The organism is Streptomyces chilikensis, from assembly GCF_001642695.1.
GTDB lineage: Bacteria > Actinomycetota > Actinomycetes > Streptomycetales > Streptomycetaceae > Streptomyces > Streptomyces chilikensis.
Genome location: NZ_LWCC02000172.1, coordinates 1 through 26,739, shown reverse-complemented (window position 1 = coordinate 26,739; position 26,739 = coordinate 1). Strand labels below are relative to the sequence as shown.

Sequence of the window (26,739 nt, the reverse complement as noted above, 5' to 3'; positions counted from 1 at the left end):
GGCGGGGTCACGCCGGTGCGCACGAGGCCCCGGCCGGCGCCGGCGCCGGCCACCGCGCGACCGGCCCCGGGGCCCGGCGGACCGGCTGGCCCCGGGGCCCTCCCTGCGCCTAAGGTCTTCGCACGGGACGGGAGTTGGCGGAGGGGGCGGATGAACCGGAACGGACCCGTCGGGCCGGCGTGGCGGAAGCCGTCACCGCTCGGCTTCGGGGCCGCCGTCGACGCGGTCACCAACGTCGCCGCCCCGCTGCTCGCGGGTTTCTCGGTCGCCGCGATCGGCGTCGTCGGCGCGGACAGCGACAAGTTCCGCTGGCCCGGCCCCGCCCTGTTCTGCCTGACCCTCTCGGCGCTCCTCTTCGTCACCTGCGTGCAGTTCGGCTTCCACGCCCGGCGGCACCTGTACTCGTACGCGGACCTCACCGCCTGGTGGACCGAGGACGAACTCGCGGACACCGACCGCCGGCGCCTGCTCCGCGACGAACAGCGCCACGACTTCGACCTGTGGAACCGCTGGCGGGGCCGCGCCTACGTCGCGTACAGCGGCGGACTGGTGGTGCTGTGGACGGGAGTGGCGCTGGTCCTCCTCCCGCCGGGGCCGGGCACCGCCTCCGACACGGCCTTCCGCTGGGCGGCGTCCGCGGTCGCGGCGTGCGCCGCGGTGGGGGAGGTCGTGTGGAGCGCGTACGAGCCGGTGCGCCGCCGGCTCGGCAGACGTCGGCTTCTGCGAGGGATCACATGACGGACGACACGACAGGACCGGCCGGACGGGACGGGGAACCGCCCCGCACGGTGTACCACCGCGCTTTCTCCCACGGGGGCCCGGCTCCGGCCCCGGTGTGCCCGTCCTGCGACCACTCCGGGACCCACCACCCGGGCTGCGACCTGAGGGTCCTGTCCGTGGAGGAGGCGTCCCTGCTCGGGTACGAGGAGGCGCTCCGACACGCCCGGTCGCTGGTGGAGAGCGATGCGCTGGACACCGGCGCACCGCCGCCCGTGGCGCGGTGCCCGTCCTGCGACCACTCCGGCAGGCACCACCCGGGCTGCGACCTGAGGGTCCTGTCCGTGGAGGAGGCGTCCCTGCTCGGGTACGAGGAGGCGCTCCGACACGCCCGGTCGCTGGTGGAGAGCGGGTGGCCGGTCACCGGCGCGCCGCCGCCCGTGGCGCGGTGCCCGTCCTGCGACCACTCCGGGACGCACCACTCGGGCTGCGAGCTGGGCGTCCTGTCCGTGGAGGACGCGTCCCTGCTCGGGTACGAGGAGGCGCTCCGACGGGCCCGGTCGCTCCTGGAGGGCGCCGTCTCCTGGGGCGCGCCGCCGCCCGCACGGCAGTGCCCCGGCTGCCATCACTCCGCCGACCACGGGCCCGGCTGCGACCTGGCGGCGCTGCCCGTCGGGGACGCGGCCCTGCTCGGCTACCAGGAGGCGCTGCGGCGCGTCCGGCACCTCGGCGAGCCGGTGGCGCGGAGCGCCGAAGCGCCGCGGCAGCCGGAAGAGGGGCCCGGCAGCACCGTGCCGGTGGACAGCGCGCCGGTGGACGGCGGTCCGCCGTCCACCGCGCCCCCGCCCTCCGGCGGTATCCGCGCGCGGCTCCGCCGCCTGCTGCGCCGCTGAACCCGGCGTGCCCGGCGTGCCCGGCGGCCCGCCCCGGCCCCTCCGGCAGCAGTTCGGCCGCCTCCGGCGGCTATCACCGGCAGCCGCTCAGCCGATCCCGCCGACCAGCAGCGCCACCGCGGCGGACGCGAGGCCCAGGACCACGGCGGCCGCCAGCAGCAGGAGGACCACACGGCTCCCGCCCCACGGCTGCTCGGCCGGCGTCACCGGGGTCCCGGGGGGAATCTCCATCCCCTCCGGGGTCTCCTGCGCCGCGTCCCACCCCTCGACGTACGTGCCCACGCACTCCGGGCAGGTCGCCTGCTCGGGGTCCTCCGCCCGAGGCGTCCACGCGTCGATCGGCGCGTCGCACAGGGCGACCACGTCCCCCTTCAACGCCACGTGCACCATCGGTTCCCACATACCGTCCCGCCCCCTGGTCACTGTTCCCGCGCCCCTTCGCCCCGTCACCACGCGACGGGCGCCCGGCTCCCCACCGGTACCGCCGCCACCGTGCGTCCCGCCCGTCAGACCGCCCGGCCGAGGACGCAGAACTCGTTGCCCTCCGGGTCGGCGCGGACGACCCACGGCACACCGGCGTCGAGGTCGATCTCGGTCGCGCCGAGGGCCTTCAGCCGGTCCAGCTCCGCCGGGCGCTCGGTGGCGGGCCTCGGCAGCAGGTCGATGTGGACGCGGTTCCACACGGTCTTCGCGTCCGGCGTGCGGACGAACTCGAGGTACGGCCCGACACCCTGGGCGGAGCGCAGCGACGCGTGGTCGTCGGCGACCTCCCGCACGGTCCACCCGACGGCCTCGCCCCAGAACCGGGCCATGGCCCGCGGATCCGCGCAGTCGACCACCACCGCGGCGATCGGCCCGGTGTCCCGGTAGACCTCGCGGGGATCCAGCACGCAGAACTCGTTGCCCTCCGGGTCCGCCAGGACCGTCCAGGGCACGTCGCCGCCCTGGCCCACGTCCACGGGCTCCGCTCCCAACTCCCGCAGGCGCGCCACCGTTTCCTCCTGGTGGGCCCTCGAGGTGCTGGCGAGGTCGAGGTGGATCCGGTTCTTGACCGTCTTGGGTTCGGAGGAGGCGACGACGTCGATGCACACGGCGGAGGGGTCCGGCCAGTCGAAGCCGACGGGCTCGAGGTTGAGCACGCCGGGTCCCTCCACGGAGACCTCCCAGCCGAGCGCCTCCGCCCAGAACCGGCCGACCCTCTCGGGGTCGTGGGCCTTCATGTTCACCTGCACGAGTTGCAGCGCCATGCGGGTGATCCTATGCACGCCGTGTCGCGCGGTCGATGCTCATGACCGGATTCGGCGGCGTCCCCCACGACCGCCGGAGGGAGCGGCTACGGGCCGGTGGCGCCCTCGGTCCGGCCGCCGCCCGTCCACCGGGCGATCACCCGCGCGGCCGTCGCGTCCGGCCGCAGGAGCGAGGGATCGAGCCCGAAGTGGTCCCGCGACTCGTGCGTCAGGAACGCGCCGATCTCCGCCCGGCCGGCGCCCTGCTGAAGCCGCCCGAGCAGAGGGGCGAGCATGCAGTCGTACTCGTCCCGCACGTCGTCGGCGACGCCGATCGGATCCCACTCGTCGAGCAGGTGCCGCAACGCCCTCTCGGTGGAGGTGCTCCAGGGTCTCATCGCACCGGACTGCCACGAGGGGACGGCGCCGCCCCTCGTGGAACGGGCGAGCTCCGCCGGAGCGGCCAACCCCGCGGGTCATCCGCTCCGACGGAACCCGGCCGCACGCCGGTGACCCGGTCACCGGCGTGCGGCGCTGCGCGGATCAGCCGAAGTTCACGTCACTGCACATCAGGTAGGCCTGGTCGAGGTGCGAGGCCTGCCAGATCGTGAAGACGATGTGGTGTCCGGAGTAGCCGGAGGTCTGGACGGGGAACGTGATGTCCTGCGCCGGGGCGAAGCGGCCGGTCTGCGTGATGAAGTCGAGGTCGTCCCAGCCCAGGGTCTGGGTCTTGGGGTCGAAGCCCTGCTTGCTCACGTAGACCTTGAAGTAGTCGGCGCCGTGGGACGCCTGGTCACGCAGGTGGACCGAGAAGTTGTCGCCGACGGTGGTCGTCTTCCACGCACCGGGCTTGTTCAGGCTCTCGAAGTTCGGGTGGTTGTTGCTGCAGAGCTTCCCGTCGGGGATCCGCGACTCGAACTGGCCGCCCAGCCCGTCCTGGAGCATGCTCATCCAGTTCCACATGGTGTTGGGATTGGCCTGGTAGGCCTGCCAACACATGGGATCCTCCTGCGCCATGGCCGGGTTCATGTGGTCGTCGCCCCACGCTTCCCAGCAGTGGTACGCGCGGGAGGCGGGACCGACGACGGAGCCGTGCGCCTGGGCGGTGCCCGTCCAGGTCAGCGCGCCGGCGACCACGGCGAGCAGCAGGAGGACCGCCTGGAAGGGCCGGCGGAGGGCTGAACGGGTGCGGGCGGAGGTTAAGTGGGACTCACGCATGGGGGGACTCCGATTCGGGTGAGGAGGAACTCCTTGGGAGCGCTCCCAACGCTACGGCCGGAGGGCGGGGGAGCGGAACAGCGAATTCCCAGGCCTCACATGCCTCATACAACTATGTACGTCCCACGGACACCTTTCGGGCAACGGGTGAAGATCCACCCGGGGCGGCCGGGGAAGGAGGGCGGGCGCCGCTCCGGCACCGGCACCGGCTCCGGCTCCGGTTCCGGTTCCGGCACCGGCTCCGGTTCCGGCTCCGGCTCCGGCTCCGGCTCCGGCGCCGGAGCCGCGAGGATCAGCACCCGGGCCGGCGCGGGGAGCACCGCCTCGTGCCGCCGGTACCGCCGCGCGATCACTCAGGCCGGGTTGAGTATCCGTGCTCAGGCCGCGCCGTTCCCCGGCGGCGAGGATCGGTGCAGTGGCGCGCGGCAAAGACGCATCGCCCGCCACATCCACCACGTCTGCAGCATTTCTCACGGGGGTTGTCCCATGTCTCGTCGTACCGTCGTCCTGTCCGTGGTCACCGCGGCGCTGGTTCTCGGAGGCGCCGGCGCGTTCGCCGTCGCCCGCACCGCGGACGAGCCGCCCGTCCTGGCGGAGAGCTCCGTCCGCTACACCGCCCCCACCGCGGAGCGGGACGGCTCCGTCGCCTTCAGGACCGAGGTCACGGCGCCCTCCGGCGTGAAGAGCCTGAAGGTGCTGGCCTGGCCGGAGGACGGCCCGTTCAGCGAGGACGAGCTGACCGCGAAGGACATGGCCGAGGTCGAGTCCGCCGACTGCGCCGCCGCCGGGGGCGACACCGTCGTCTGCGCCTACGAGGTCCCCGTGACCACCGAGGACCTCGCCGGGACCGTCCCCGGCACCTGGCACGTCGCCACCCTCGCCACCGCCGAGGACGGCACCACCGCCTTCGCCGACCGCACCGCCACCTTCACGACGAGGTGACGCCCGCCCGGCCCTCCCGCCGGCAGCGGCCGGCGGGAGGGCCGGACGGCACGGCGAGGCGTCGTGGCGCGGGGTGTCCCGGCAGCCCGGCAGCCCGATGGACCGCGACGGACCGCGAGGTCACCGCGGCGGCGCCAGGACATCACCGCGGCACGCGGGCGGCACCGGACGCCGGAGTCCGTGCCCGGGGCAGCGCGATGCCCTGTTCCTGCGCCGCCGGCCCCGGGCGGAGGGTCCAGGGCACGTGCCCGGTGGTGGTCAGCCACCCGTTCGACGTCAGGCGTCCCACGGCGAAGGCGCGCAGCTGGGGGCGCTTGGGCACGTCCCAGCCCAGCCCCGTGAACAGCTGCTTGAACGACGGCCCGTGGCCGTGCGCCGCCCGGAAGGCGACGGTGAACTCGGCGGACCGCGGACCCCGGTCCGGGTGCGCGTCCTTCCACTGGCCGTAGACGGTCTCGGTGCCGCGGCGGACCACCACCGGCTCGGCCTGGACCATGAACGCCTCCGCGACCCGCTCCCGGGGAAGTGCGCACAGGGCACAGCCCTCGACGCTCTCCACGTGCCGGCGCAGGGCGGGGGTGCACGCGTCCTTCCACGCCTCCCAGGCCTCGTCGGTGAACAGGAAGCCCCGGGCCTTCGACGGATCCTTCCTCTGCTGCTCCTCCTCGTGCGGACGCAGTCCGCTCAGATGACGCACCTGCGGGGCCAGGCGGTACCGCTCGCCGGAGAGGTCGGCGAGGAAACCCCTGTCCAGCAGGTCCGCCAGGACGGGCCGGCACGACGCGGGAAGGTGGGGCGGAACCTCCTCGCGGAGTTCGCAGGCGCCGTGGGCGGCCAGGAACAGGGCGGCCAGTCTCCCGGCGGGCGGGAGCTTCTTGACCGGCTTGGCGGACAGCGTCCGTGACACCCATCCGGACACGCGCGAACGCGCGCGCTCTCCGAAGGCCAGCGGACGGTCCGTCCCGCCGGTCAGATCAGGGACGACGACGGTGCCCACCGGCGCCGCGGGATCGCTGTCGAAGACCGCCTCGTCCACCTGCCAGCCGAGGGCGCGAAGGGCGTCGACGGCCGCCCGGGCGTCGCCCAGGCGCAGCGCGGACAGGTCGGTTCCGGTGAGATGACCGGCCCCACCGCGTGCGGCCCGGATGGCCACCACGACGGCCAGGAGCTGAGCGGCGGGGTCGGGCAGCGGCAGTGAGGTCACGTAACTCAGCAGGGTGCGCGCCGCCTCGCCCTGCCGCGCGGTCAGGATGAAGGGCAGGGGCTGGGCCTTGTCGGCCGCCGGGGCGGCCGCCGCCCTGCTGGTGCTCGCGGAAGGATCTGACACAACCCCTCCAACGCGTTTCGTCGGCCCGGGGTTACCGTCCGCACGCGCGACACGCTTTCGTCGGCCTCGCCCCCTCCGGTTCCGGCGCGGTCAGTTCTGCAGGCCCTCGTCCCGGTCCTCGTCCGTGAAGACGTCACGGCTCGTCGCGGCGGTGATGGCGCGGGTGAACCAGGTGTCGAGGGTGCCGAGGTCGGTGCAGCCGGTGACGCGGGCACGGTCGTCGGGAGAGATCTGCAGCCCCCGGTGCTCGAGCAGCTGGATGATCAGCTCCGCTTTGCCTTTCGCCTCGCCTTCGGCGCGGCCCTCGTCGCGGATCTCTTCGGAGAGGGGGGAGGTGAAGAATGAGAGGTCGTGGGCCACGAGGTTCCTCCAGATGTCGCCCGCCCGGCCTTTGCCGAGGCCTTGTGCGGTGAGTTCGGTGTAGCAGCGGGCCTGTTCTTCGTCGACGCTCTCCAGGTCGTGGAGGGCCTTGGAGAGGGCTTCCAGTATGGCCGGGCAGGCATCGTCGTCGCGGTGGAGAATCGCCGAGAGCACGGTGATCGCGATGTCCTGCGCCGCCTGTTCCGGGCTGTTCACGATGGCCGTGTTGTGCGGACCGATGACCAGTGGCTCCAGCGTCAGCGTCGGCCGTTTCGCCAGCCCGATGCGGATCGGTTCGCGGGCCTATGCGGCGGTGGAGGCCTTGTCCTCCTTGCGCGTGCCCAGGGCGGCGCCTGCTGGCCGTCAGTTCTCGTGCAGCTCGACGAACCGGCCGGCCCACGCCCGGAACCGGGCGTCGAGCTCCTTCCGTCCGTCCCACAGCGCGCGCAGGTCCTCCGGCGACGGCGGCCGCAGGCCGAAGGTCTCCTCCAGCCAGACGAGGAACTCCCGGTGGCCTTGGCTGTGTTGGCGCCCCTCACCCTCACCGCCTTCGGGTTCGGACACCGCGGCGGCGAGGAATCCGATGTCGACGAGCGGCTCGCTGTCGACGGCCAGGAGCCGGAACAGCTCCCGCAGGTCCGCCGCGATGACGTACAGCTCCCCTTCGTCGCCGAGCAGGACGACGGGGAGCGTGGCGAGGTCCGCCCGGTCGTCGCAGCGCCACACCGCGTACTCGGACCCCGAGCCGTTGGCCTGCGCGAACGGGATCAGCCGGCCCAGGAACTCCGGATCCTCCGACCACGTGCCGGCACTCGCGCCCCCGCCGTACTCCATGAGCTCGAACCCGTCCGAGTAGTACACCGGACCGATCCGCTCCTCGAACTCCTTGAGCAGGTTCAGCTCCGGTATCGGCGAGTACGCCCGCGTCACGATGCCCCCTCGTCGGTCTCGACCCGCCATGGCGGGTCCCGGCCACGGAGAGCAATTCGCCCGACTGCCGGCTGTGACCATCTGTTCCATGGCGCGAATCGGCATTTTATGCCCCCTGCCGAAGGCCGCTACGGTCCGATCCATGGAGTGGAGCTTTCGGACCACGGAGGAACTCGCGGCCGCCTTACGTGTCGGTGAAGTGACATCGGAGGAACTGACCGAAGAGGCGATCGCCCGTATCGAGCGGGACGACACGGTGATCAACGCGATCTGTGTGCCGGACTTCGGCCGTGCGCGGGCAGCCGCGCGCGGTGCCGACCGGGCGCGCGCCCGCGGCGAGGTCCGGCCGCTGCTCGGAATTCCGGTGACGGTCAAGGAGTCCTACGACGTCGCCGGCCTGCCCACGACCTGGGGCATGCCGCGGTACCGGGACCATGTGCCGGCCGAGGACGCGGTACAGGTGTCACGGCTCAAGGCCGCAGGCGCGGTGGTGCTCGGCAAGACCAACGTGCCCTTGGCGCTGCAGGATGTGCAGAGCTTCAACGAGATCTACAGCACCACCAACAACCCGTGGCGTCATGCCCGCACCTCGGGCGGATCGTCCGGCGGATCGGCGGCGGCCCTGGCGTCCGGGTTCGGCGCGTTGTCCATCGGTTCCGACATCGGCGGTTCCCTGCGCACCCCCGCGCATTTCTGCGGTGTCCACGCGCACAAGCCGACACTCGGGCTGGTGGCGAACCGCGGTATGGTCCCGCCGCCCGCTCCGGCACTGCCGGTCGACCTCGACCTCGCCGTCGTCGGCCCCATGGCGCGCAGCGCCCGCGACCTCACGCTCCTGCTGGACCAGCTCGTCTGGGCCGGCCTGACCGCCATGCCCGGCCTGACCGCCATGCCCGGCCTGCCCGCCACCGCCGTACCGACGGGCCTGTCCCCCGACGGCCTCCCGGTGGGAGTGCAGCTCATCGGCCCGATGTTCGAGGACCGCACCCCGCTGCGGCTGGCCGAGCTGCTCGAGCGGGAGACCGGCGGCTCCAGGCACCAGCGTAGGGCTCCCGTCCGGCGTCCCCGGGTACTCTGTGCCCTCAGGCCAGCCATGAGCGCCCTCACCTGCGGCGCGTCGAGCCCGAGCCACGACCCGGCTTCCGGGTGCACATCGCGCTCGCCGACCCACCCGGGGCACCCGGCGGTCCACACGTTGCCCATCCGCTCGTCCACATAACCTGGCGGCAGGCTCAGCCGTTCCTCCCGGTGCTCCACCCATTTCGTCCTGGGCGTGAACTCCAGAACGTCCCGGTGTCGGGAACGATTCGTATTTCTGTCACGTGATCCCTCTCCCTGCAGGCACTGTGGGCCTTCCCTCCCGAATTAGGTCAAGCGCACGGATGCCCGTAAAAATCCCCACCCAGTGTGGGTTTCGCACGACAGGCGAGTGCCCTTGGATCACCATGGAGAACAGGTGCAGGCCCTCGTGCTGGCCCTAGCTCAGAGGAACAGAGTGCATTCGGACAGCGGCACACGGTCCGCCACCAAACGTGACACGGTCTACCCCGACGGCGACTGCCTGCCCAGGCATCCGTCCCGCTTCTGTCCGGCTGGTGACGGGCCCACTCGGTCACACTGGAACGAGCGAGTGCCGGTTCGGCCTGGCCCAGCTGTTGTCCGATTGATCGAGGCACTCCCGATACCGTGGTGAGTTCCAGCCGCGAACAATGCGGCAGGAACTCACGGATCGGGTCTCACTTGGCGGGGCAATTACGCTTGTCGTGCCCGCGGAAGCCGCACACACTGCACTTGCCGGCGTTGGACGGGACGCTGCACGTCCGCCTGTCGTGGCCCGCCTTCCCGCACGTGTTGCACGTACGGGTCCTCTGGCTCTCGCTCATGCTCTACCTCCAGGATGACGAGCGGTTCGTCACTGCTCACGGAGGAGCTTAAAGCTGCTCACCTGGGGCTTCGGCTCATTATCAAGTAATTGCATCTTTTAGACCGACGATCCGATTGAAGATGACCGTTATCGATTGAATGATACGTGAATATGTTCTAGTTGAGTGACTGAATGGACGTAGACGGGCTTAGTCTGGCGAAGTACGTCAAGGGGGTGGGGCTCACCGCCCTGTTAACTTTCCGAGGGCAGCATCACCGTCGCATATGCGTGTGAGGGCCGAGTAGGCCCTCACACGCAGCTTGTCCCGACGTCAGTCGACCAGCAGCTCATGGAAGAAGCCGATGGAGGAATCCTCCGGGGTCCCCACCAACAAGGCACGGTCCAGAAGCCCGTTGTTCCGTTCGCAACTTGTCTCCGGGAGGAGCACGCACGCGTGACACGCGGCGAGGTTGATGCTGCCGGCGCCCGCCGCCTCGGACTCGATGCAGAGCGGGTCGGCGCTGCACCATTCCGCGCGGCGGACGGCGGAGCGCAGGGTGGCCACCAGGCGGTCGGGTTCGCCCTGGGCGACGAGGCCGCCGAGGCTGCCGGCTGAGTCGCTGGTGGCGGTGTATATCAGCAGGCCTGCCATACCGGTCTCCTCGGCGTAGAGACGCTCGCGAAGGGAGGCCGCCGGGTAACCGGCATCCAGGCTCCACTCAGTGATCAACGCATGGGCCAGCGTGTGGAGAAGGACGAGACGCGGGGTTGCGGGGGACGGCGGGACGTGTTGCGGGTCCGAGGCGCGTTCCCGCAGCAGACGCTCGTGGTTGGCACGAATGCGCTCGACGCGGTGGGTCACCTCCTCTTGGGTAGCCCAGGAGTCGAGGCGCTTCTCGTCGAGGCGGAGGAAGACGCCCTCGCCGCGGACCTCCATGGCCGGCAGCCAGTTCTGCTCGGTCAGGGCGATGGGAGCCTCGGTGATCTGGTCCTCGAGCGCGGAGTCGGGGGCGATCACCCTGGTGAAGGACTTGAGGGCACGCACCTCACGCAGGCGCTTCACGAGCATCGGCTCGACGATGCCGAACTCGCCCAGCGGTGAGGTGTCACCCGTCGGCTGCTCGCAGACGAACTCGTCGTCATGGGTGCCGTCCACCTCGCGGCTCGGGGTCCTCAGCCGCCGGTACTCCTGTTTCAGCAGGGCGAGCCGATGAGTGTCGTGGGTGGGCTCCTCACCGAGATCCTCGAGTTCCGCCTTCTCGGCCCGCAGGAGTTGCTTAACCGAATCGACCGAGATCGCGGCCAGGTTCGGATCCTTCTTGGAGATGAGCTTGAGTGCGAAGGCCAGTTGCGCGTCGTCCTCCTCACACTCGTGCAGTTCCTCCAGATAGGGCGCGAGGCTTGCTGCGAGGCCGCCGCTCCACGGAGGGATGGAGAGCGCGGAGCGGACGATCGGCTGCCAGGCCATGGACGAACCGCGCTGCAGTGTGCGTGGGGGTTCGGAGCAACTTTCGGCGGGCGCGTCACGGAGCCACGGACGGCGGCCCTCGCAGCGGACACCGAGGTTGTTGAGCGCGCTGCTGCGGAAGGCGCCCTCCATGGAGACCTCCGGGACACCGCAGGAGCAGGAGATCACGATGGAGCGCAGTGAGGCGGTCCGGCCGTTCGTCGTGAGCTTGAGGGTGCCGCCGCAGGCTCCGGTGGCGCCGTCCTCGCGGTTGTTGCGGTGGAGCCACTTCCAGTAGGGAAAGTCGTCCAGGTGGCCGTTGGTGCAGGCCACCACGAAGCGAGAGGGGACCAGATCCTCCTTGCAGTCGCCGCACTCGTTCGTGCCCGGCGGGGAGTTGAACTTCCGGACGGGCTGGAGGACGTTGCACTCAGGGCAGGAGTGCCACAGCGGGAAGCGACGGACCCGGACGCCGTCCCGGCTCTTCTCGTCGGACGCCGGCGGCAGCCGGAAGGACTTGACGCCGAGGGTCCGGGCCAGACGGTGCTCGTGGATCTCCGGGGCGTCCTTGACGTCCCAGGAGTCGATGCCTGCGACAATGAACGACTCGTTGTCCACGGCGACCATCGAGCCGACACCGTAGGTCGTGATCATCTGAGCGCGGCGGACCGCGCCCTTGCGGGGCAGGAGCGGCGTCGTCGGGACACCGGGGCCACGCCGGCGGCGGGTGGGGGGTGGGGTCATCGTGAGTTCTCCAGGAACAGGGCGGACTCGGCGTCGACGTCGCGCAGACTCCACAGGGTCGGCCAGGAATCGGTGGCCTTCTCGTCGAAAGCGTTGAGCAGGGCGGGCGCTTTCTGACCGGGCCTGCGCTCGAAGTACAGGCCGCCGTTCGCGGCGGCGGTGCCGTGCCACCACTCGACGAAGTCCTCGAAGTCCTTCTCGGTGTTCTTGACCTCCTCGTCGTTCACCGAGCGGACTCGATCGCGCAGGAGCGGAAGGATCTCCTCGTACAAGCGGTCCTTGTACCGCTCGATGTGGCCCGCGGCCGCGTTGTCGGCGGCCTCCGGGATGAGGATGCGGGCGAGTGCCACCACCACGGCGTGCAGGCCGCGTTCGCGCGCACGCGACGAGAACGGGGTCACGGACGTCGACTCGACCTCCCGGTAGAGGGCCGAGTGGAAGTGCTGGAAGTTCTCGTAGTGCGAACGGTCACGTGATCGTGCCGAGTTGAGCATGACAGCGACCAGGCCCGGGTGGGCGCGACCCACGCGGCTGGTGGCCTGGATGTACTCCGCGGTGGTCTGCGGCTGGCCCATGACGGCCATCAGGCCGAGGCGGTCCACATCGACGCCGACGGAGATCATGTTGGTGGCGAGCAGGACGTCGACGGTCTCCTCGTGCGGCAGCTTCTTCTCGATCTGCTTGAGACGACGCGGTACCTCGGAGGAGTTGGCGCGGCTGGTCAGTTCGGTCTGCTCCCGGATGCGGCGTGTCGGCATCTCGTCGCGCTGGGCGAGGTACTCCAGGTAGGCCACGACGTCGTCATGCACCTGGAGTTCGGCCGCGGCGAGCAGACGGAGGCTGTTGAAGTAGCCGACCAGCGTCCAGTAGGCGTCCCGGACGGTCTCCGTGGTCGCCGCCCGCTGTGCCTGGTGCAGCAGCGTGGCGTATGTGCGGATCAGCAGCGTCGACTGGCTGGTGCTCGGGGTGAGCAGGCCGACGTACTGGCGGCTCGCCTTCTGCTCACGGGGCGTCTCGACGGCGAACCACGAGTCGCGGGAGTCGAGACCGGCCGGCGGGAACTGCTGAACCGCCCGGTTGAAGAGGGCGAGACCCTGGTCGGCGGCGCGACGGATGGTCGCGGTGGAGGCCACTACCTTCGGCTGCTCGGCGAGGACGTCCACGGCGGTTTCGTACAGACCGGTGAGCGTGCCGAGCGGGCCGGAGATGAGGTGGAGCTCGTCCTGGACGATCAGCTCCGGAGGCGGCGTGCCGTCCGCCCGGTCACGGTTGAACAGGGCTGCCGTCTTCGGGCGCCACGGCATGGAGGCGAACTTGTCGACCGTGGCGATGATCAGCGTCGGGTGCCAGTGGTAGACCGACTCGTCGACCAGATGGACCGGGAGACCGCGGGCGAAGTCGCACGTGGAGTCCGGGCATCGGACATGCATGCGCTTGGCCTCAAGGTCCACCTCGTACTGGTAGGCGTCGAGTTTGGTGCCGCACCACGGGCAGGCGTGAAGCTGGACGGGGTTCTTCTCCTGGAGCCCTTCCTTGCCCTTGCGGAGTTCCTTCAGACTGTCGTCCGCGGTCACCAGGTCGTTCGGGGTGGCGGACTGCCCCACCCACATGCCGATGGAGATCTCCTCCTGGCCGAGCGTGCCCGCGTGCTCCTGACGGAGCTGCTCCATCGCGCAGATCAACAGGGTGGCGCGCTCGAACTGCTGCAGAGTGAGCAGGCGGAGGGTGTACCGCATCAGCACGGTCACGCCCGCGCCGCTCGCGCCCTTGCGCATGCGACGCAGGAACGTGGTGAAGGCGATGAGACCGAGATACGCCTCGGTCTTGCCGCCGCCGGTCGGGAACCACAGGAGGTCGGCGACCTCACGGTCGTCGTGACCCGGGTCGACGATGCCTTCGAGGCAGAGCAGCATGAAGGAGATCTGGAAGGGGCGCCACCGACCGGTTTCCACGTCCGGTACCCCGTGCCGACCGTTCCTGACCCACACACCGCGTGCCCGCTGCTTGGCCATCGCCTCGTTGGCCAACCGGAAGGCACGCAGCACCGTCGGGTCCTCGCGCAGCACACGGATGCCGTTGCGGATACGGCGGAGCGCGGTGTCGCAGGCCTCGAGCTGCGCCTCGGCGGCCTCCGCGAACGAGGTGCCGGCGAGGTGCTTCGCCTCGGCACGCTTCCCGGCGATCCACTCGGCGTAGCCGGAGGCCAGACCCTCCAGGGCCGCGAACACGTCGGCGTCGGGCCGGGTCGCCAGGCCGTGCATGGTGAGTGCGGCGTCATCGATCTCCGGGTTGGAGTCGGTGAGCAGGACCTCGTATGCGGGGACGAACTCCGTGCGTACCTCGCTCACCGCGGCGCGCTCGGTCATCGACGCGCCGATGGGAGGGGGAGTCCAGTCCCAGGCGGCGGCGCAGCCGTGACCGGCGGCGAAGGTGGGGGCGTGGCGGTGCAGCAGCCGCGAGGCGGCCTGCTCGGAGTCCACCGCACCCAGCGGCGCGGGCCGCTCCACGAAGGCCTCGACGCCACCGGGCGCCGTTACCGTGACGCGTGGCTGGAACAGGCTGTAGGCGTCCTGCAGCTCGCGTTCACTGACCTTCAACTCGTTGACCAGAGTCACGGTGACCGTGACGGTTCCGGTCGCGGCCGGCCTGCGCACGAGGGCACGCAACTGTATGCCCTCGGCCAAGTCGTGCCTGGTCATGTCGGGTCGGGTGACGTCGATCTCGACCTCGGGAAGTTCGAGCGGCTTCCGCCGCCAGTTTTCCCGCTGGTCGGAAGTGCTCCGGGCCGTCGACCGCTTGACGACCATCGTGTTGCCCGCCTCGTCGACCGGCTCGTACATGGCGGCCTCGACAGCGACCACAACGGTGCGGGAGACGGACGGGTCGACGGCGAAGGTGAGGCCCATGGAGGAGGGGCGACGGTCGTTCGCCAGGGAGACACCGGCCTCGAGTCCGCGCTCCTCCGCGTCACCGCGTCGCACCTCCGGCGCGACGTCGGCCTCCTGCTCCCGGTTGTCGCTCGCGGTGGCCTCCGCCGCCCGCTCGTCGGCGGGACGAGGGAACAGCACGCCGATCGGGTAGGTCGTGATCGGGGCGTCGTGCGTCAGCACCTCGTCCGGTGCTCCCGGGCCCATGAGGTCCCGACGGAGCTGCGTGACAAGGCTGTCACGTGCCTCGTAGTGAGCCGCGTGGCGGCTCGGCGTATCGGCAGTTCGTGTCATTGGTTGTCGCCCTCCCCGGCGTCTTCGCCCGACTTGTAACGGCCGAGCCCCGAGAGCCGGGGCACCAGCCACACACCGTGTTCCCCGAGTCCGGCGCGGTTGCCGGACGCCCGGCTACCCGCGACGGTCTCGAGTGTGTCGATCCGCAGTCCGTGGATCTCGTTCGGCCACCTGACCTCCCAGCTCCTGCTCACCTTCAACGAGGTGTGCAGGTCTCGACGGAAGCGCTCGGAGGTCATGGCCACCGGGCGGCCCTCGTGCAGGACCACGTAGGGCGGGCTCTGGCCCTCGTCGACCGGAAGGTCGTGCAGCTTGCGGAGCACGACGGGGTCCCCGGGGCGGACCGAGGCGGCGAGGTGGTCCTGGAGCGCGGCCGGCGAGTCCTCGAAGCCGTCCGTGCCGGGCGGGTGCTCGCTGCAGACGTCCTGGCCCTTGGCCTCGAGACCCAACCGCTCCCACCGCTGCCGACCGCCGACGTACCAGCGGTCCAGGGCCCGGTGGTACCGCATGCGCCAGGACTCCGGGGCCGTGATCCGGTACAGGTCGTACCGGGGGCGGGTCATGGCCACGTACAGGGCACGGGCCTCCGCCGGCACGTCCACGTCGTCGAACTGCTTGCGCAGTTGTGCGACGGGAGAGGGCTCGACGACCAGGACGCGGTCGAACTCCAGCCCTTTTGCCCGGTGGACCGTCGAGACGACGAGCGGCGACGGCTCCTTGGGAGCCAGGTCGTCCGGGAACCAACCCTCCGCGATCGACCGCCGCACCCGGGCCAGGTCCAGCAAACCGTTCCTGGCCCGTGCCACACCCCGCAGGGAGCGCCAGCAGCGCTCGACCTCGGTGTCCGGTGACAACGGAACCTCCGCCATCAGCTCACGGAAGCGTTCCTGGGTGAGCGTCTCCGAGGACGTGCGGCGCAGCAGGGCGGCTGCCCAGGGCGGCACGGGACGGTCCTGCGCCGACCGGCGCAACCGGTGCGGGACGCCGTTCTCCCACAGTGTCTCCGAGATGAGCAGCGCCTGCCGGTTGTCCCGGCAGAGGATCGCGCACGAGTCGGGGAAGTCGCGGAGCGAGTCGAGCACGAACCGGTCGGTGAACCCGCCGAACGACGGCTGGTCCATCAGCGCGACGCGGAGCCGGTCGTGGATCTCCTCGGCCGCAGTCGTCGCCTTGTCCGGGGCGGAGGGCAAGGCCTGCAGGGAGCGGCCCACCGGGAGCGCGGTCCGGGCCTCATCGGTGGAAGCCCGGAAGTTCTCCGTGAGGTGGAGCTCGACCAAGTCGTCCGGATAGGAGGCGCGGAGCCAGTCGAAGAAGGCGTTCGTCTCCAGCGCCCGCTCCTGCGGGTCCTTCACCTGGAACCCGTAGATGGCCTGGGCGGGGTCGCCGACCATGGTGAAGCCGCACGACTCCTGGAAGTGGTCGAGCAAGGTCTCTACCATGAGCCGGCGATCACCGACGAGGTCCTGGACCTCGTCGACCACGATGTGGGCGGGCGCCACCGGGTGCACGGCTTCGACCGCGCCCTTGGTGATGGCCGACTCGGCCTGTCGGATGCGCTCGTCGAAGCTGTGGCGCCCCCACTCCTCGTCCGGGTACGCGTTGGTGAGGAGGGAGTACGCCCACGAGTCGAAGGTCTGCGCGCGGACCCGACCGGCGCGGTCCCCGTAGCGGGCGATGCGGTCCCGGAGTTCGCGCGCGGCGGCCCGGGAGAACGTGAGGACCAGGATCTCTCCGGCCTCCAGTGCGTCCTCCTCGTGGCCCACCAGCGCGTCCAGCCGGCGCACCAGCGTGTGGGTCTTTCCCGCGCCGGCCCCCGCCGTCACCAGGAGCCGGGCGTCCCAAGGCTGGTCGACGACCGCCTGCTGCTCGGGGGTGAGGGGCGGGGTGCCGGTGAAGACGTCGGTCACGCGCCTTCCTTCCAGAGGTGCTCGAACTGAGTGAAGGCGAGGGACTCGCCGTAGTTGCTGATGTTGTCCCGCACGTTGAGGATCAGACAGCGGTCGGAGCCGCCGTTCAGTTTGCCCCGCAGACCCCGGCCGATCATCTGCTGGTAGACATTCGGGCTGTACGTCGGGCGGGCGACGACCACGGCACGGGTGGCCGGGGCGTCGAAGCCCTGGGTGAGCACCCCGTAGTTGGTCAGGACGCGCAGCCGGCCCGATCGGAAGGCGCTGATGCGGTTGTTGCGCTCGGTGGCACTGGTCGCGGAGTCCACGGCAGCAGCCCCGACACCGGCATCGTTGAGCTTGGCGGCAAGGAACTTGGCATGGCTGACCGAGGTCGCGAAGACCAGGACGGGCCAGTCCTTCGGCATGGCGAGGATCTCGTCCATGATGCGCCGGTTACGGCCGTGGTCGTCGGCGAGGCGCTGCTCCGCGCCCTTTGCCAGCACGCGCATCTTCTCGGCGTGCTGCTTCTCCTCCTGGCTCAGCTCGATGGTGCCGCCGGCCAGTACGCGATGATCGACGTGGGCCAGCATGCCGAGCGACTGCAGTTCGGCATAGGGCTCCGTCTCGAAGACGCCGTCGTCCAAGCGACGACCGCCGAAACGGGTGATGAGACGATGGGTCTCGGTCTCGTTGTTGCCGCGGAACGGGGTCGCCGTGAGACCGAGCAGGTGCCGGTCGGTGCGGTACTGCGTCAGCCCGAGGGACTCCAGGATCCCGGTGTACTCCTTGGTGGTCGCCACGTGCGCCTCGTCGACGATCACCAGAGCAGCATTGCGCAGCCAGGCGTAACTGTCGGTGTTGAGGCAGACCCCGAGCTTGGCGTCGGTCGCGACGACCAGATGCGGGTCGTCACCGCTCACCGGACCTGCCTCATTGGAGCTCCAGAGACGACTGATCGTCAGCGGACGCTGCGCACCCACCTTCTCCCACACGAACTTCCAGCTCTGCACGGCCTGTTCGCACAGCTCGATCGACTGGGCTATCCAGAGGATCGGACCCTCCAGGACGCCTTCGGTCTTGATCCAGCGAATCACCGCCTCCGCGGTGACGCGGGTCTTGCCGGCGCCCGTCGGCAGGGACAGCATCCCGCGCTGGGGCGTAAGACGCGCCAGCATGTCGAAGACGTTGGCGGCCAGACGCTCCTGGTAGCCGTGCAGGAGGGGGAACTCCCGAGGTCCTTCGACCTCGATACGAGGCGCGGGGGACGGAGTACGGGCACCGGCGAACGTGTCAGGGAAGCCCAGGTCGGAGACGAACTTGACCGCCGTGGAGGCACCGGTGAAGGACGACGGAGCGTTCGGGATCCGTGCCTGGATGTCCCTGGCGTGCACCTGCAGGACGCCGTCGTCGTGGGAGTTGTACGCCATCTCGCCCAGACGCTCGGCGGACGGCTCCCCGCGCTCGGCACGCTCGCTGTCGAGGAGGCCGGCGGGAAGACGCTCCTTGAGCGCCTCCGCGCCGATCAGCAAGGAGAGCTTGAGAGCGATGGTGTCGGCGGAGCGGATCGCCTTGATCGTCCGCTGAAGCTCCTGGTCCTTCTCCTGGCGTTCCTGGGCCTCGAGGAGGGCGCGACAACCGACCTCGCCCAGTCCGAGCTTCAGCTCCTTGTCGACGGTCGTGAGAGTGGCGAGACGCTTCGACTCGAGCTCGGCGGTCACCAGGACGGTGTTGCCGCGCACGACGCTGTGCAGGGCGATGCCGTTGCTGCCCTTCGGGGTCTTGGTCACCTCCTCGAGCTCGGAGCAGTACTGGATCTCGTAGTTGTTGACCGCGCTGCCGAACCGCTGTCGCAGCGTCGGGTAGGCGTCGCGCAGGGCGATCGGCTCACCGGCGGGGACATGACGCACTTCCCTACTGATCACGTCGCTGAAGGAGAGCATCCCCCACTTCTCGGTGAGCAGTTCGGCGTCCTCGGCACTTCCCGCCAGGAGGGCCGGCAGGCGCTCGGCGCGCAGCTCCCTGTACTCGGCCTCCGAAGCCGCCACAGCGATCTCGCCGTCATCCCGGGTCTCCCACGCGTCGCCGACCCGGCACCGCGTGAGGCCCTCGGGGAAGGGCAGGTCAAGCCGGGTCATCAGCACGTAGGTGCTGCCCACGAAAGAGTCGTCGTCACTGGCGAGCAGTTGCTCTCCCAGCTTGGTCCACAGGTTCTCGGGGACGAGGTCGACCTTGTCGGGCAGTCCCAGCTTGCGGGCCTTCTCCTCGCTGATGTCCGCCACGGGCAGCACATCGGCGTACGTCGAGAGTTGCGGTCCGACCGCCTCGGCCGGACGACGGGGGCCCTGGGAGGTGGGGACGGTGCCGTACTTGCGGATCAGCCAGCGCGCAGGCGACGGGATCGCCTCACGGCTGCCGGAGGCGGTGCCGATCTGGCGGATCCAGCGGTCCACGATCAGACGGTCGGGAATCGCCTTGAGGTAGGCGGCACGACCTTCGTCGGAGAGCCGCAGGAGCAGGTGCAGGGAGTCGGGGACCGGTGAACCTTCCGTCCTCATCCGGCCGATCGTCGGGCGGCTCCTGGTGCCGAGGGTCCGGCAGTAGGCCTCGTACACGGCCGTCCGGTACTCCTCGTACCAGGAGTCCTGGATGTCCTGCGTCTCACGCGTGGGCACGGCGAAAAGCCCCAGGTCGCGGAAGACGGCCACGTCGTCGGAGTGGAACGTCATGTCCACCGCGACGGAGGCGTCCCGCGAGCCGTCCTCCGGCACGATCGGACCCGGCCGCAGACACTGCCGCACGGGGTGGAACTCACCGTCCAGCGTCAGGACGTGCAGAGTCTCCTGCAGGTTCGGGTAACGGCTGCGGATCTCGCCGAGCGCGTGATGACCGCCGGCCCTGCGGAACAACTCCCAGAACAGACGCCAATCGCGGTCGCGGTAGCGGGCGAAACCCTGGTCGAGGACTCCTGCGAAGCGACCACGGCTGTCCGCCTCACGGACGCCGATGATGTTCAGGGCGTGGCGGAGGGTGGGGTCCTCGGTGAGCGACGGGTGCGCGTAGACGAGATCGTCCTTGAGCCCGTCGGCCTGGTCCCGCTGCCACACGCGACCGGCCTCCGGGGCGACGAGATCGCCGGATTCGGTCATCACGATGCGGGCACGACGCGCGGACTCGGCGAACGGCGAGTTCGTCCCGATCATGTCGGCCAGGATGCGGACCGCGACGGCCGACGCCTCGGGACGGCGGTCGGAGACCAGAGCCTCCAGCCACTCGACGACGGATGCACGCTGCCGTCCGGCCGCCGCCAGGATGTGCTGGACCTTTCCGGAACGGGTGTCGTTGGCCTCGACGGACGGATGCACCCAGTTCCTCGGCCGCCCCGGGTAGGAGTGCCACATGGCCAGCCATTTCGGGGAGAGCCCCTTGCCGGCTCGACGACCTTCGTCGGGATGGACCTCGACGTCCTTGGGGACGCGCAGTTTGCCGTCCTGGTCGGGGAGGGACGGGAGCTCGGCCGTCAACTCCCAGATCCGGCGGGTGAGGATCTCGTCCGCCCAGGAAAGGGTCTCGACGGCCTTGAGACGACCGGGCAGGAACGAAAGGTAGGCGCCGGGGTCGGCCACCGGTGCGAGCTGCGGCAGCGACTCGACCACGAGTCTGGCCGCGACCTGCAGCAGCTCCTGGTTGAAGGCACTCTTGTCCAGCAGGTTCTGCCGGTCCTCGTTCGTCTTCCACGCGCCGTTGAGCACCCCGCTCAACGTCATCTCGTAGTTGGTCGGGAAGAAGGCCCAGAATCGACCGCGACCACTCGCCGGGTTCGCGTACGGAGCGGCACCGGAGTACTCGGGCACCGCCCAGGAGATGTCGATGGTCGCCCGGTCGTGCAGCTCGCCGGCGGCGCCGCGGGCCTGATCGCCCGGCGAGTGGGCGACGGTGAAGACCTTCCATTTCTCACTGGAGCTCGTGCGACCCGTGCCCGTCTCGTGGATGACACGGCGCACGCCGTTCTGCTCGACCGTGATCACTCGGCGGACGATCGGCATCGCACGCCGGTCCTCCAGGACGACCTTGCCGACGTGGGAGGAGAACAACTGGAAGAGCTTGGGGAACTCCTGCCGGCCCTGCGTGCCCTTCGGGTTGTGGATGTCGCCGGCGAGACGTGCCGCGGCACCGGGGAGCAACGGCAACCGCACGACGGTGACGGCCCATCCGCGGAGCTCGTCGAGCACCGGGTCGAGCCGACGCTCCCGGGCCTCGTCCAGCGGACGGGCCATGCGCAGCACCGGGGCCTCGAAGTCGGAGTCCGGCTCGAAGCCGGCAGCCCCGGCGATCTCGGTCCGCGACCAGACGCGGTCGAACCCGAAGGCGCCGGTCGTGCTGAAGAACTGCGGAGCGTCGGACACCACCAGGTACGACTTCACGCCGACACCGAACCGGCCGATCTGCCCTCCACGCTTGCGGGAGACCCCCATGCGAAGGATGGTCTCGGCGCCGGCCGAGGTGACGGGCGTGCCGACGTTGGCGCAGTAGAGGTGGTCCTGGGTGAGGACCACGTGGATGGTTCCGCCCGGCTCGTTCGCGACCTCGTCGGCGGCGTTCTGGACGATCTCGTAGAGCTGCCGGTCGCCGTAGCCGCCCTGCGTGATACGTCGCTCGCTGTTGGCGTGCTCCTGGACCAGACCGGGGTCGACCCGGTAGGTCTCCAGGGTGCGTCGCGACTGGTCGTTCACGACGTTCAGGACGTCCGCCGAGTTCGGTTCCGTAGTTGCGTGAGCCATGTGGATTCCCCCCCACTTGCAGGTGTTTTGTTGAATTGCACCGCTGGCCGGGTCCGACCAGTCGTTCGCCGCCGGAGCAACGACAGCCGGACCCGGCGCATGGCGGTGCCGATTGAGCTGAGATGTAGTTCCCTGCCGAGTCCCGGAATCGGGACTCGGCTCAGGGAAGCGGAATGATGATGACCAGATAGCCCTTCGGATACCTCGAAATCCGAACCCTCCTGCGGTGACGCCTGATGTCCTTACGACCGGGCGGCCCACTCATGGGCTGGGAACGCCGCTTCGGGCGAATGCGCGATTTCTGCCGGAACTCATGACCGACCTCGCCCTTCTCCACACCGGGCCCCGAATCCATAGCACGGGCCTGGGCGGCCTTGCGGTTCTCGCGGGCGATGAACCGACGAAGGTTGTCGATGACGGGACGGGTGATACCCATCGCGTCCAAGAAGTCGGACCTGAGCTGCGGGTCCTCCATCGAGTCGTACTGCTGGACCAATCCAAGGGCGCGGGCCAGCTCAGGGTTCGTGCAGTCCGAGGAGTCGTCCGCGGACATGGAGGCGTCGGGCATGAGGCAGTTCCTGCTTTCAGTCGAGGGCGCGAGCCGCTAACCGAAGGTTCTGGTGCATGACGGGGCATTTCGGGTCGAAGGTCGGTGAATTCCGGAAATCGACACACGTGTCCTGTGGGTCGAAGAAGTACTTCTGAGGCTGTTGGCTCCTGACGAACAACAGTAGTCCTGGCGGCAGTTGGGAGTCAACGGGTAATCGGATTGCCATGTGGTGTGACTGGTTGAATCGCTGCTCGGCTCGCATCGATGCGGGAGTCGATATCGGATCTCGGGCGCAAAATAGGGCAATTCGGCGACGGGTCGTACTTGACGCCGCACCTGACCCGGATGGCATGGGTGGTCGGCCTGCCGGTGGCTGGAGGCCGGTCATGGAGCGCGGAAGAAACTCCCTTATAGGGGCTCCGCTTCTGGGTGATGTCAATCAACGTTGTCGCCGGACGTGCGTGTCAAATGGGTGCTACGGTTCCCCAGGTCAGTAGTACAAGCAGGTTGACGGGGAGGGTCTCGGTCTATGGAGGTCGGGGAGGACTTCGGTCCGTGGCTGGGGCGCCAGTTGGCCCGCGCGGGCATGACCCAGGCCGATCTCGCGAAGGAGGTCGGCCTGACCCGGGCAGCGGTGTCGGCGTGGATCACGGGGCGGGCGGTTCCCCGTGAGGAGACGATGCTGGACATCGCCAGGGCCTTGGGCGTGGACAGCGCCACCGTCCATCTGCGCACCTCGGACATAGCCGGCAGCGTCACCACCGGCTGGTACCACAGGCCCGCGCATCCGGACGGCGGGCGGGAGTTCGGCAACGCGGCGGCGTTCGCCTTCGACGCCGATGTCGGCGTCCTGGCGCGTGAGGCGACGCAGAACAGCCTGGACGAACGGCTCGACACCACCCGACCGGTCCGGGTGCGGTACACGATCCACGAACTGAGCGGCGAGCACCTGAACCGGTTCCTGGACGCACTCAAGTGGGACCAGCTCGCCCCGCACTACGAGGCCGCGGCAGGCCAGGACCAGAAGGTCAGCAAGGTCCTCCACCAGGGACTGCAGGAGCTGCGGGAACGCGGTCGCCTCGTGCTGCTCAGGGTCGACGACTACAACGCCACCGGCCTGATCGGCGACGACTACGAGGACGGCCGTTTCGCCGCCGTGGTTCGCCGCCAGCTCGACAGCAACAAGAAGTCCGCAGGCGCCGGCGGTTCCTACGGCCTGGGCAAGGCCACACTGTGGGCCACGAGCCGTCTCGGACTCGTCCTGATCAATTCCACGCTCTCGGAACCTCACGAGGGGCGGACCGAGCGTCGGCTGATCGGCCGGCTGGACCTGCCGTGGCACGAGGCCGGAGGCAAGCAGTGGGCCGGCCCCGCCTGGTTCGGGGAGCCGGACAAGGCTCGCGGTGACGACGTCGCCCGCTCCTGGTGGGCGGACGAGCAGACCGTGGAGAAGCTGCATCTCACCCGCGAGAGCTCGGAGCCGGGCACCAGCTTCCTGATCGTCGGCGCCCACGACGTCGCCGGGAAGGCCGATCCGGCTTCGGAGATCGAGGATCCGGACGGCGTGGAGTCCATGCACCGCCGCTTGGTGGAGGCGCTGGCGCAGAACTTCTGGGCTGCCATGACCTCGGGGCGCACCGCGTCACCACTGCTCGAAGCCTCGGTGCGGACGCTCCGCAACGGACGGGTCGTCGTCGACGAGGAGCCGGTCGACCCGAGGGCTGCACAACCGTCCCGGACCCGGGCCCTCCAGGCGTACCTGGACGGCGAGACCGTCGACCGCCTCACCGAGACCGGGCAGGTGGCACTCGCCCGCGTCCCCCTGCGTGTGCCGGCGAAGCGGAACGGGGGAGGCGGCGGCGTCGAGCACCAGGCCGTCGTCCTGGTCACCGCCGCCGACGACGCTGACGGCAAGCCGAACCAGATGGTCGCCATGCGAGGAAGTCGGATGGTGATCCGGACCGCCCGTGTGCCGGAGCTGCCGCTGGGATCCGTCGCCTTCCAGGCGGTGCTCCTCGCCGGCAACGCCGCCGGTGACGACGTGACCGGAGCTCAGCAGGCGGAAGAATTCCTCCGTGCCTCCGAGCCGCCCGAGCACAACAAGTGGGGGCCGACGGACGAACTGCGCGCCGTCTACGTCGTCGGGGCGCAGACGCGGCTGGCCGAGTTCACCCGGTCCGCCAACGCCGCCGTACGCCAACTGGTCGGTCGGGCGCAGGAGAAGAAGACGGAGGGCCCGAAGGTCCTTCGCGATCTCCTGAAGCTCGACGGCGGCGTCGGACCCGCTGTGCCGCGCGTACCGGCACAGTCCCAGCCGGTCATCCAGAGTGTCGACGCCGAGCTCGAGCCGTCCGGTGCGTGGAGCATCACCGTCGAGGTCAAGCTGCCCGGAACCCCGGACCCGATCGCTCTCGTTCCCGTCGCGAAGTTCGACGTGCGTTCCGGGGCCAAGCCGGTGGTCGGCTGGTCCGCTCTGGAGGCCGTCAAGAACTGCGAGGTGGTGGACGGGGACCGCCTGCTGTTCGCCGGCGGCGAGAAGAAGGCGTACTTCACCGCGGTCACCGACGAGTCGACGCATCCGGTGCGTGCACAACTTGCCGGGCTGGTCGTGGAGTTGCAGAAGGCGAAGGGTGCCGCCGCGTGAAGATCTACCCCTATCGACGGCTCACCGGGTCGGTCGAGTTGGACGTCACAGCTGTGCGCCAGGAGCGCGAGGGCGTCTACCAGCACGACCTGGAGACCTGGGCCTTCAACGCGCAGGAGAGGGTCGTCGCGCTGCACCAGGTCGAGCGGGCCGATTGGGAGAGCGTTCGACTGTCGATCCAGGCCAAGCTGCCCGAGGCCGAGATCGCCGCAGGACCTTGGAAGGACGTCACGGTCGTCGCGGTGCTCACCGAGAAGGCGACCAACGCGCGTACCACCGCAGAGCTCCGCCCGAAGACGGGCGGTGTGTGGACGGGTCACCTCCGCATGTGGAAGTCCATGCATCTGCATCGCGCGGAACTGACCGTCGTCGTGGTCGGCACGACCGACGACGTGCCCGGCCGCATGATCGGCCGCGCGGACGTTCCGTGGATCGTCGACCTCACGGCCCGGATGCCGGTCCGGCAGACGGAGATGCAGATCGAGGAGGTCGACTTCTCCGAAGGGCCGGAGTGGCTGAAGCAGTTCAAGGACGCCCCCTGGATCGTCGAGACGTCGGGCGACCTGCCGGTCGTGCACGTCAACACGTCCTTCGAGGGGGTGTCCGAGGTGCTCAACTCGACCTCCCACGACCCCATGACGAAGGCGATGAGGGAGATGCTCGCCACGCAGATCGCCACCGAGGTGTGGACGTCGGTCTTCCAGGCGGCCGTCAGCGGTCTCGACCCCGAGGGGCATGGCGAGGTCGAGTGGCCGGGCGGCTGGAAGGACGCGGTGCTGAAGAGCATGCTCGCCGACGTTCTTCCCGACGTGTCCGGGGACGACGCCCTGCGTGAGATCCACGCCCGTCGGATCGAATCCGCGGGCTGGAGCGAACTTCAGCCCCGCATCAACTACGCAGCGGGCCGCCGGGCCAAGGTCGCGAAGAACCTCGGCACGGCCTTCCGTGCGCTAGACACAGCCCGTAGGGAGAGCTGACCGTGATCGACAAGCCGGACCACCTGCCGGAGCGGCTCGCCCTGCTCGCCGACATCAACGCGGCCAAGTACCTCTCTGCCGGCCTGCTCACGGGCCAGGAGGCCCCGCCGTACATCGCGCTCAACAAGGTCACCGAGCCGATCGAGGACATGAGCGCCCGTACGGAGGTCGGACGTCTGCGTGACCTCTTGGACCTCGCGATGGGCGAGTTCGACGACGAGGCCCACACCAAGGCCGACGCCTGGCTCGCCCCCCGACTGCACGCCACACTGCGGCTCACCCGGCGGGAGGCGGCGGACGCCAGGTTCTGGAACTTCATCGCCCTGGCGGTCGCCCCCGACTACGTGCTGTGGCGCCACCTACCCCGCAAGGGCCACCGCAGCCGCCCTACTGTGCCCGCCGCGCGCTTCACCGGCCCGCACTACACCCAGGCGTTCGCGCGCCTGTGGTGGGCGGCCGAGCTGTTCCGCGACGGTAAGGACTACCGGCCGGCCGTGGTGGCGTGCGGCAACCAGGACGTGCTCAACACGATCCTCCGGCTCGACGTCATTGACCACCGTCCCACCGCACAGGCGGTGATACGCCTGATCGACAACGGCACGGTGACCACCGGCCGTGAGGTCAATGCCCTGGCCGTCGTTACCAATTCCGCGGCGAGCACGCTGATGTACGACGCGCTCGCCGAGGACGACGAGTGGGACGGCAGCGCCCTCTCGACCTGGATAGCCGAAGCCGATTCGGCGCCCCCGGTCCCACGCCGGGCCCTCCCGGAGGGCCCGGACGACGGGCCGGTGCGGCCGCGAGCAGTCGCATACCTGGCGGAGCGATTCGAGGAACTGTTCGCGGAGGCGTCGGTGCGAGGGCGTACCACCGAATCGGCCGGAACGTAACCTTCAACAGAAGCTGCCGGTTGGTCGCGGGGAGAGCGCCTCCCCGCGACTGAGCTTCTTCAGCGTTGCCGCTCCAGGGTGAGGACCGCCTTGGCGATTGACGTCATGCGGTTCGGACTGCA

Annotated in this window: 18 protein-coding genes and 1 pseudogene; 7 read left to right on the top strand and 12 right to left on the bottom strand. The window is 69.9% G+C overall.

What is annotated here, in order from left to right:
• The first annotated feature begins 150 nt into the window (after nucleotides 1-150).
• Nucleotides 151-738: a hypothetical protein gene (locus tag A2U95_RS30590; protein WP_166029061.1), complete on the top strand. Its 588-nt coding sequence runs from the start codon at nucleotides 151-153 to the stop codon at nucleotides 736-738.
• On the top strand, nucleotides 735-1,610 hold the full coding sequence (locus A2U95_RS30585) for a hypothetical protein (protein WP_166029058.1): 876 nt from the start codon (nucleotides 735-737) through the stop codon (nucleotides 1,608-1,610). Before A2U95_RS30590 ends, A2U95_RS30585 begins: the two co-directional genes overlap by 4 nt.
• A gap of 87 nt (nucleotides 1,611-1,697) precedes the next feature.
• Here the strand turns inward: A2U95_RS30585 and A2U95_RS30580 are convergent, their stop codons facing one another.
• The 4 genes from A2U95_RS30580 to A2U95_RS30565 all read right to left on the bottom strand — a co-directional run bounded on the left by A2U95_RS30580 (nucleotide 1,698) and on the right by A2U95_RS30565 (nucleotide 4,054).
• Entirely contained in the window at nucleotides 1,698-2,012 is a 315-nt protein-coding gene (locus A2U95_RS30580) for a hypothetical protein (RefSeq protein ID WP_166029055.1), read from the bottom strand.
• A gap of 104 nt (nucleotides 2,013-2,116) precedes the next feature.
• The gene (locus A2U95_RS30575) at nucleotides 2,117-2,857 is read right to left on the bottom strand and encodes a VOC family protein (protein ID WP_166029053.1); all 741 of its coding nucleotides are present in this window, start codon (nucleotides 2,855-2,857) and stop codon (nucleotides 2,117-2,119) included.
• 86 nt (nucleotides 2,858-2,943) lie between these two features.
• The gene (locus tag A2U95_RS30570; RefSeq protein WP_166029051.1) at nucleotides 2,944-3,234 is read right to left on the bottom strand and encodes a hypothetical protein; all 291 of its coding nucleotides are present in this window, start codon (nucleotides 3,232-3,234) and stop codon (nucleotides 2,944-2,946) included.
• Between the two features lie 145 nt (nucleotides 3,235-3,379).
• Nucleotides 3,380-4,054: a lytic polysaccharide monooxygenase auxiliary activity family 9 protein gene (locus A2U95_RS30565; RefSeq protein WP_476756118.1), complete on the bottom strand. Its 675-nt coding sequence runs from the start codon at nucleotides 4,052-4,054 to the stop codon at nucleotides 3,380-3,382.
• A 486-nt stretch (nucleotides 4,055-4,540) separates the two neighbouring features.
• Between A2U95_RS30565 and A2U95_RS30555 the strand changes: the two genes are divergently transcribed.
• Nucleotides 4,541-4,996 (top strand): DUF5707 domain-containing protein, encoded by a 456-nt coding sequence (locus tag A2U95_RS30555; RefSeq protein WP_166029049.1) that lies wholly within the window; start codon nucleotides 4,541-4,543, stop codon nucleotides 4,994-4,996.
• A gap of 142 nt (nucleotides 4,997-5,138) precedes the next feature.
• Here A2U95_RS30555 and A2U95_RS30550 read toward each other — a convergent pair whose 3' ends face one another.
• From A2U95_RS30550 to A2U95_RS30540, 3 genes are all read right to left on the bottom strand, one after another.
• Nucleotides 5,139-6,323 carry a hypothetical protein gene (locus A2U95_RS30550; RefSeq protein ID WP_240958451.1) on the bottom strand — a complete coding sequence of 395 codons (1,185 nt, stop codon included), beginning with the start codon at nucleotides 6,321-6,323 and terminating at the stop codon, nucleotides 5,139-5,141.
• Between the two features lie 90 nt (nucleotides 6,324-6,413).
• Entirely contained in the window at nucleotides 6,414-6,899 is a 486-nt protein-coding gene (locus tag A2U95_RS30545) for an RpnC/YadD family protein (RefSeq protein ID WP_166029047.1), read from the bottom strand.
• Nucleotides 6,900-7,046: 147 nt separating this feature from the next.
• The gene (locus A2U95_RS30540) at nucleotides 7,047-7,613 is read right to left on the bottom strand and encodes a hypothetical protein (RefSeq protein ID WP_166029045.1); all 567 of its coding nucleotides are present in this window, start codon (nucleotides 7,611-7,613) and stop codon (nucleotides 7,047-7,049) included.
• A gap of 142 nt (nucleotides 7,614-7,755) precedes the next feature.
• On the opposite strand from A2U95_RS30540, the pseudogene A2U95_RS30535 reads away from it, so the two are divergent.
• A pseudogene (locus A2U95_RS30535) lies at nucleotides 7,756-8,658 on the top strand (amidase family protein); the annotation flags it as partial.
• Nucleotides 8,659-9,808: 1,150 nt separating this feature from the next.
• Here A2U95_RS30535 and drmB read toward each other — a convergent pair.
• The 5 genes from drmB to A2U95_RS30510 all read right to left on the bottom strand — a co-directional run bounded on the left by drmB (nucleotide 9,809) and on the right by A2U95_RS30510 (nucleotide 22,124).
• Nucleotides 9,809-11,668, bottom strand: coding sequence for a DUF1998 domain-containing protein (gene drmB, locus A2U95_RS30530; RefSeq protein WP_166029044.1), 1,860 nt, complete (start codon nucleotides 11,666-11,668; stop codon nucleotides 9,809-9,811).
• Nucleotides 11,665-14,889 (bottom strand): helicase-related protein, encoded by a 3,225-nt coding sequence (locus tag A2U95_RS30525; RefSeq protein WP_166029042.1) that lies wholly within the window; start codon nucleotides 14,887-14,889, stop codon nucleotides 11,665-11,667. Before A2U95_RS30525 ends, drmB begins: the two co-directional genes overlap by 4 nt.
• Nucleotides 14,886-16,796, bottom strand: a complete 1,911-nt coding sequence (locus A2U95_RS30520; protein ID WP_166029040.1) for a UvrD-helicase domain-containing protein — start codon at nucleotides 16,794-16,796, stop codon at nucleotides 14,886-14,888. The genes A2U95_RS30525 and A2U95_RS30520 overlap by 4 nt, the downstream gene beginning before the upstream one ends.
• On the bottom strand, nucleotides 16,793-21,556 hold the full coding sequence (locus A2U95_RS30515) for a DEAD/DEAH box helicase family protein (RefSeq protein WP_166029037.1): 4,764 nt from the start codon (nucleotides 21,554-21,556) through the stop codon (nucleotides 16,793-16,795). Before A2U95_RS30515 ends, A2U95_RS30520 begins: the two co-directional genes overlap by 4 nt.
• Before the next feature lie 160 nt (nucleotides 21,557-21,716).
• Nucleotides 21,717-22,124, bottom strand: a complete 408-nt coding sequence (locus A2U95_RS30510; protein WP_166029027.1) for a hypothetical protein — start codon at nucleotides 22,122-22,124, stop codon at nucleotides 21,717-21,719.
• Nucleotides 22,125-22,635: 511 nt separating this feature from the next.
• Between A2U95_RS30510 and A2U95_RS30505 the strand changes: the two genes are divergently transcribed.
• Genes A2U95_RS30505 through A2U95_RS30495 form a run of 3 tightly spaced genes read left to right on the top strand, consistent with a single transcriptional unit; the run spans nucleotide 22,636 to nucleotide 26,617 of the window.
• Nucleotides 22,636-24,750: a helix-turn-helix transcriptional regulator gene (locus A2U95_RS30505; RefSeq protein WP_166029035.1), complete on the top strand. Its 2,115-nt coding sequence runs from the start codon at nucleotides 22,636-22,638 to the stop codon at nucleotides 24,748-24,750.
• The gene (locus A2U95_RS30500; protein ID WP_166029033.1) at nucleotides 24,747-25,727 is read left to right on the top strand and encodes a hypothetical protein; all 981 of its coding nucleotides are present in this window, start codon (nucleotides 24,747-24,749) and stop codon (nucleotides 25,725-25,727) included. Before A2U95_RS30505 ends, A2U95_RS30500 begins: the two co-directional genes overlap by 4 nt.
• A 2-nt stretch (nucleotides 25,728-25,729) precedes the next feature.
• On the top strand, nucleotides 25,730-26,617 hold the full coding sequence (locus A2U95_RS30495) for a DUF6339 family protein (protein ID WP_166029030.1): 888 nt from the start codon (nucleotides 25,730-25,732) through the stop codon (nucleotides 26,615-26,617).
• Nucleotides 26,618-26,739: the final 122 nt, after the last annotated feature.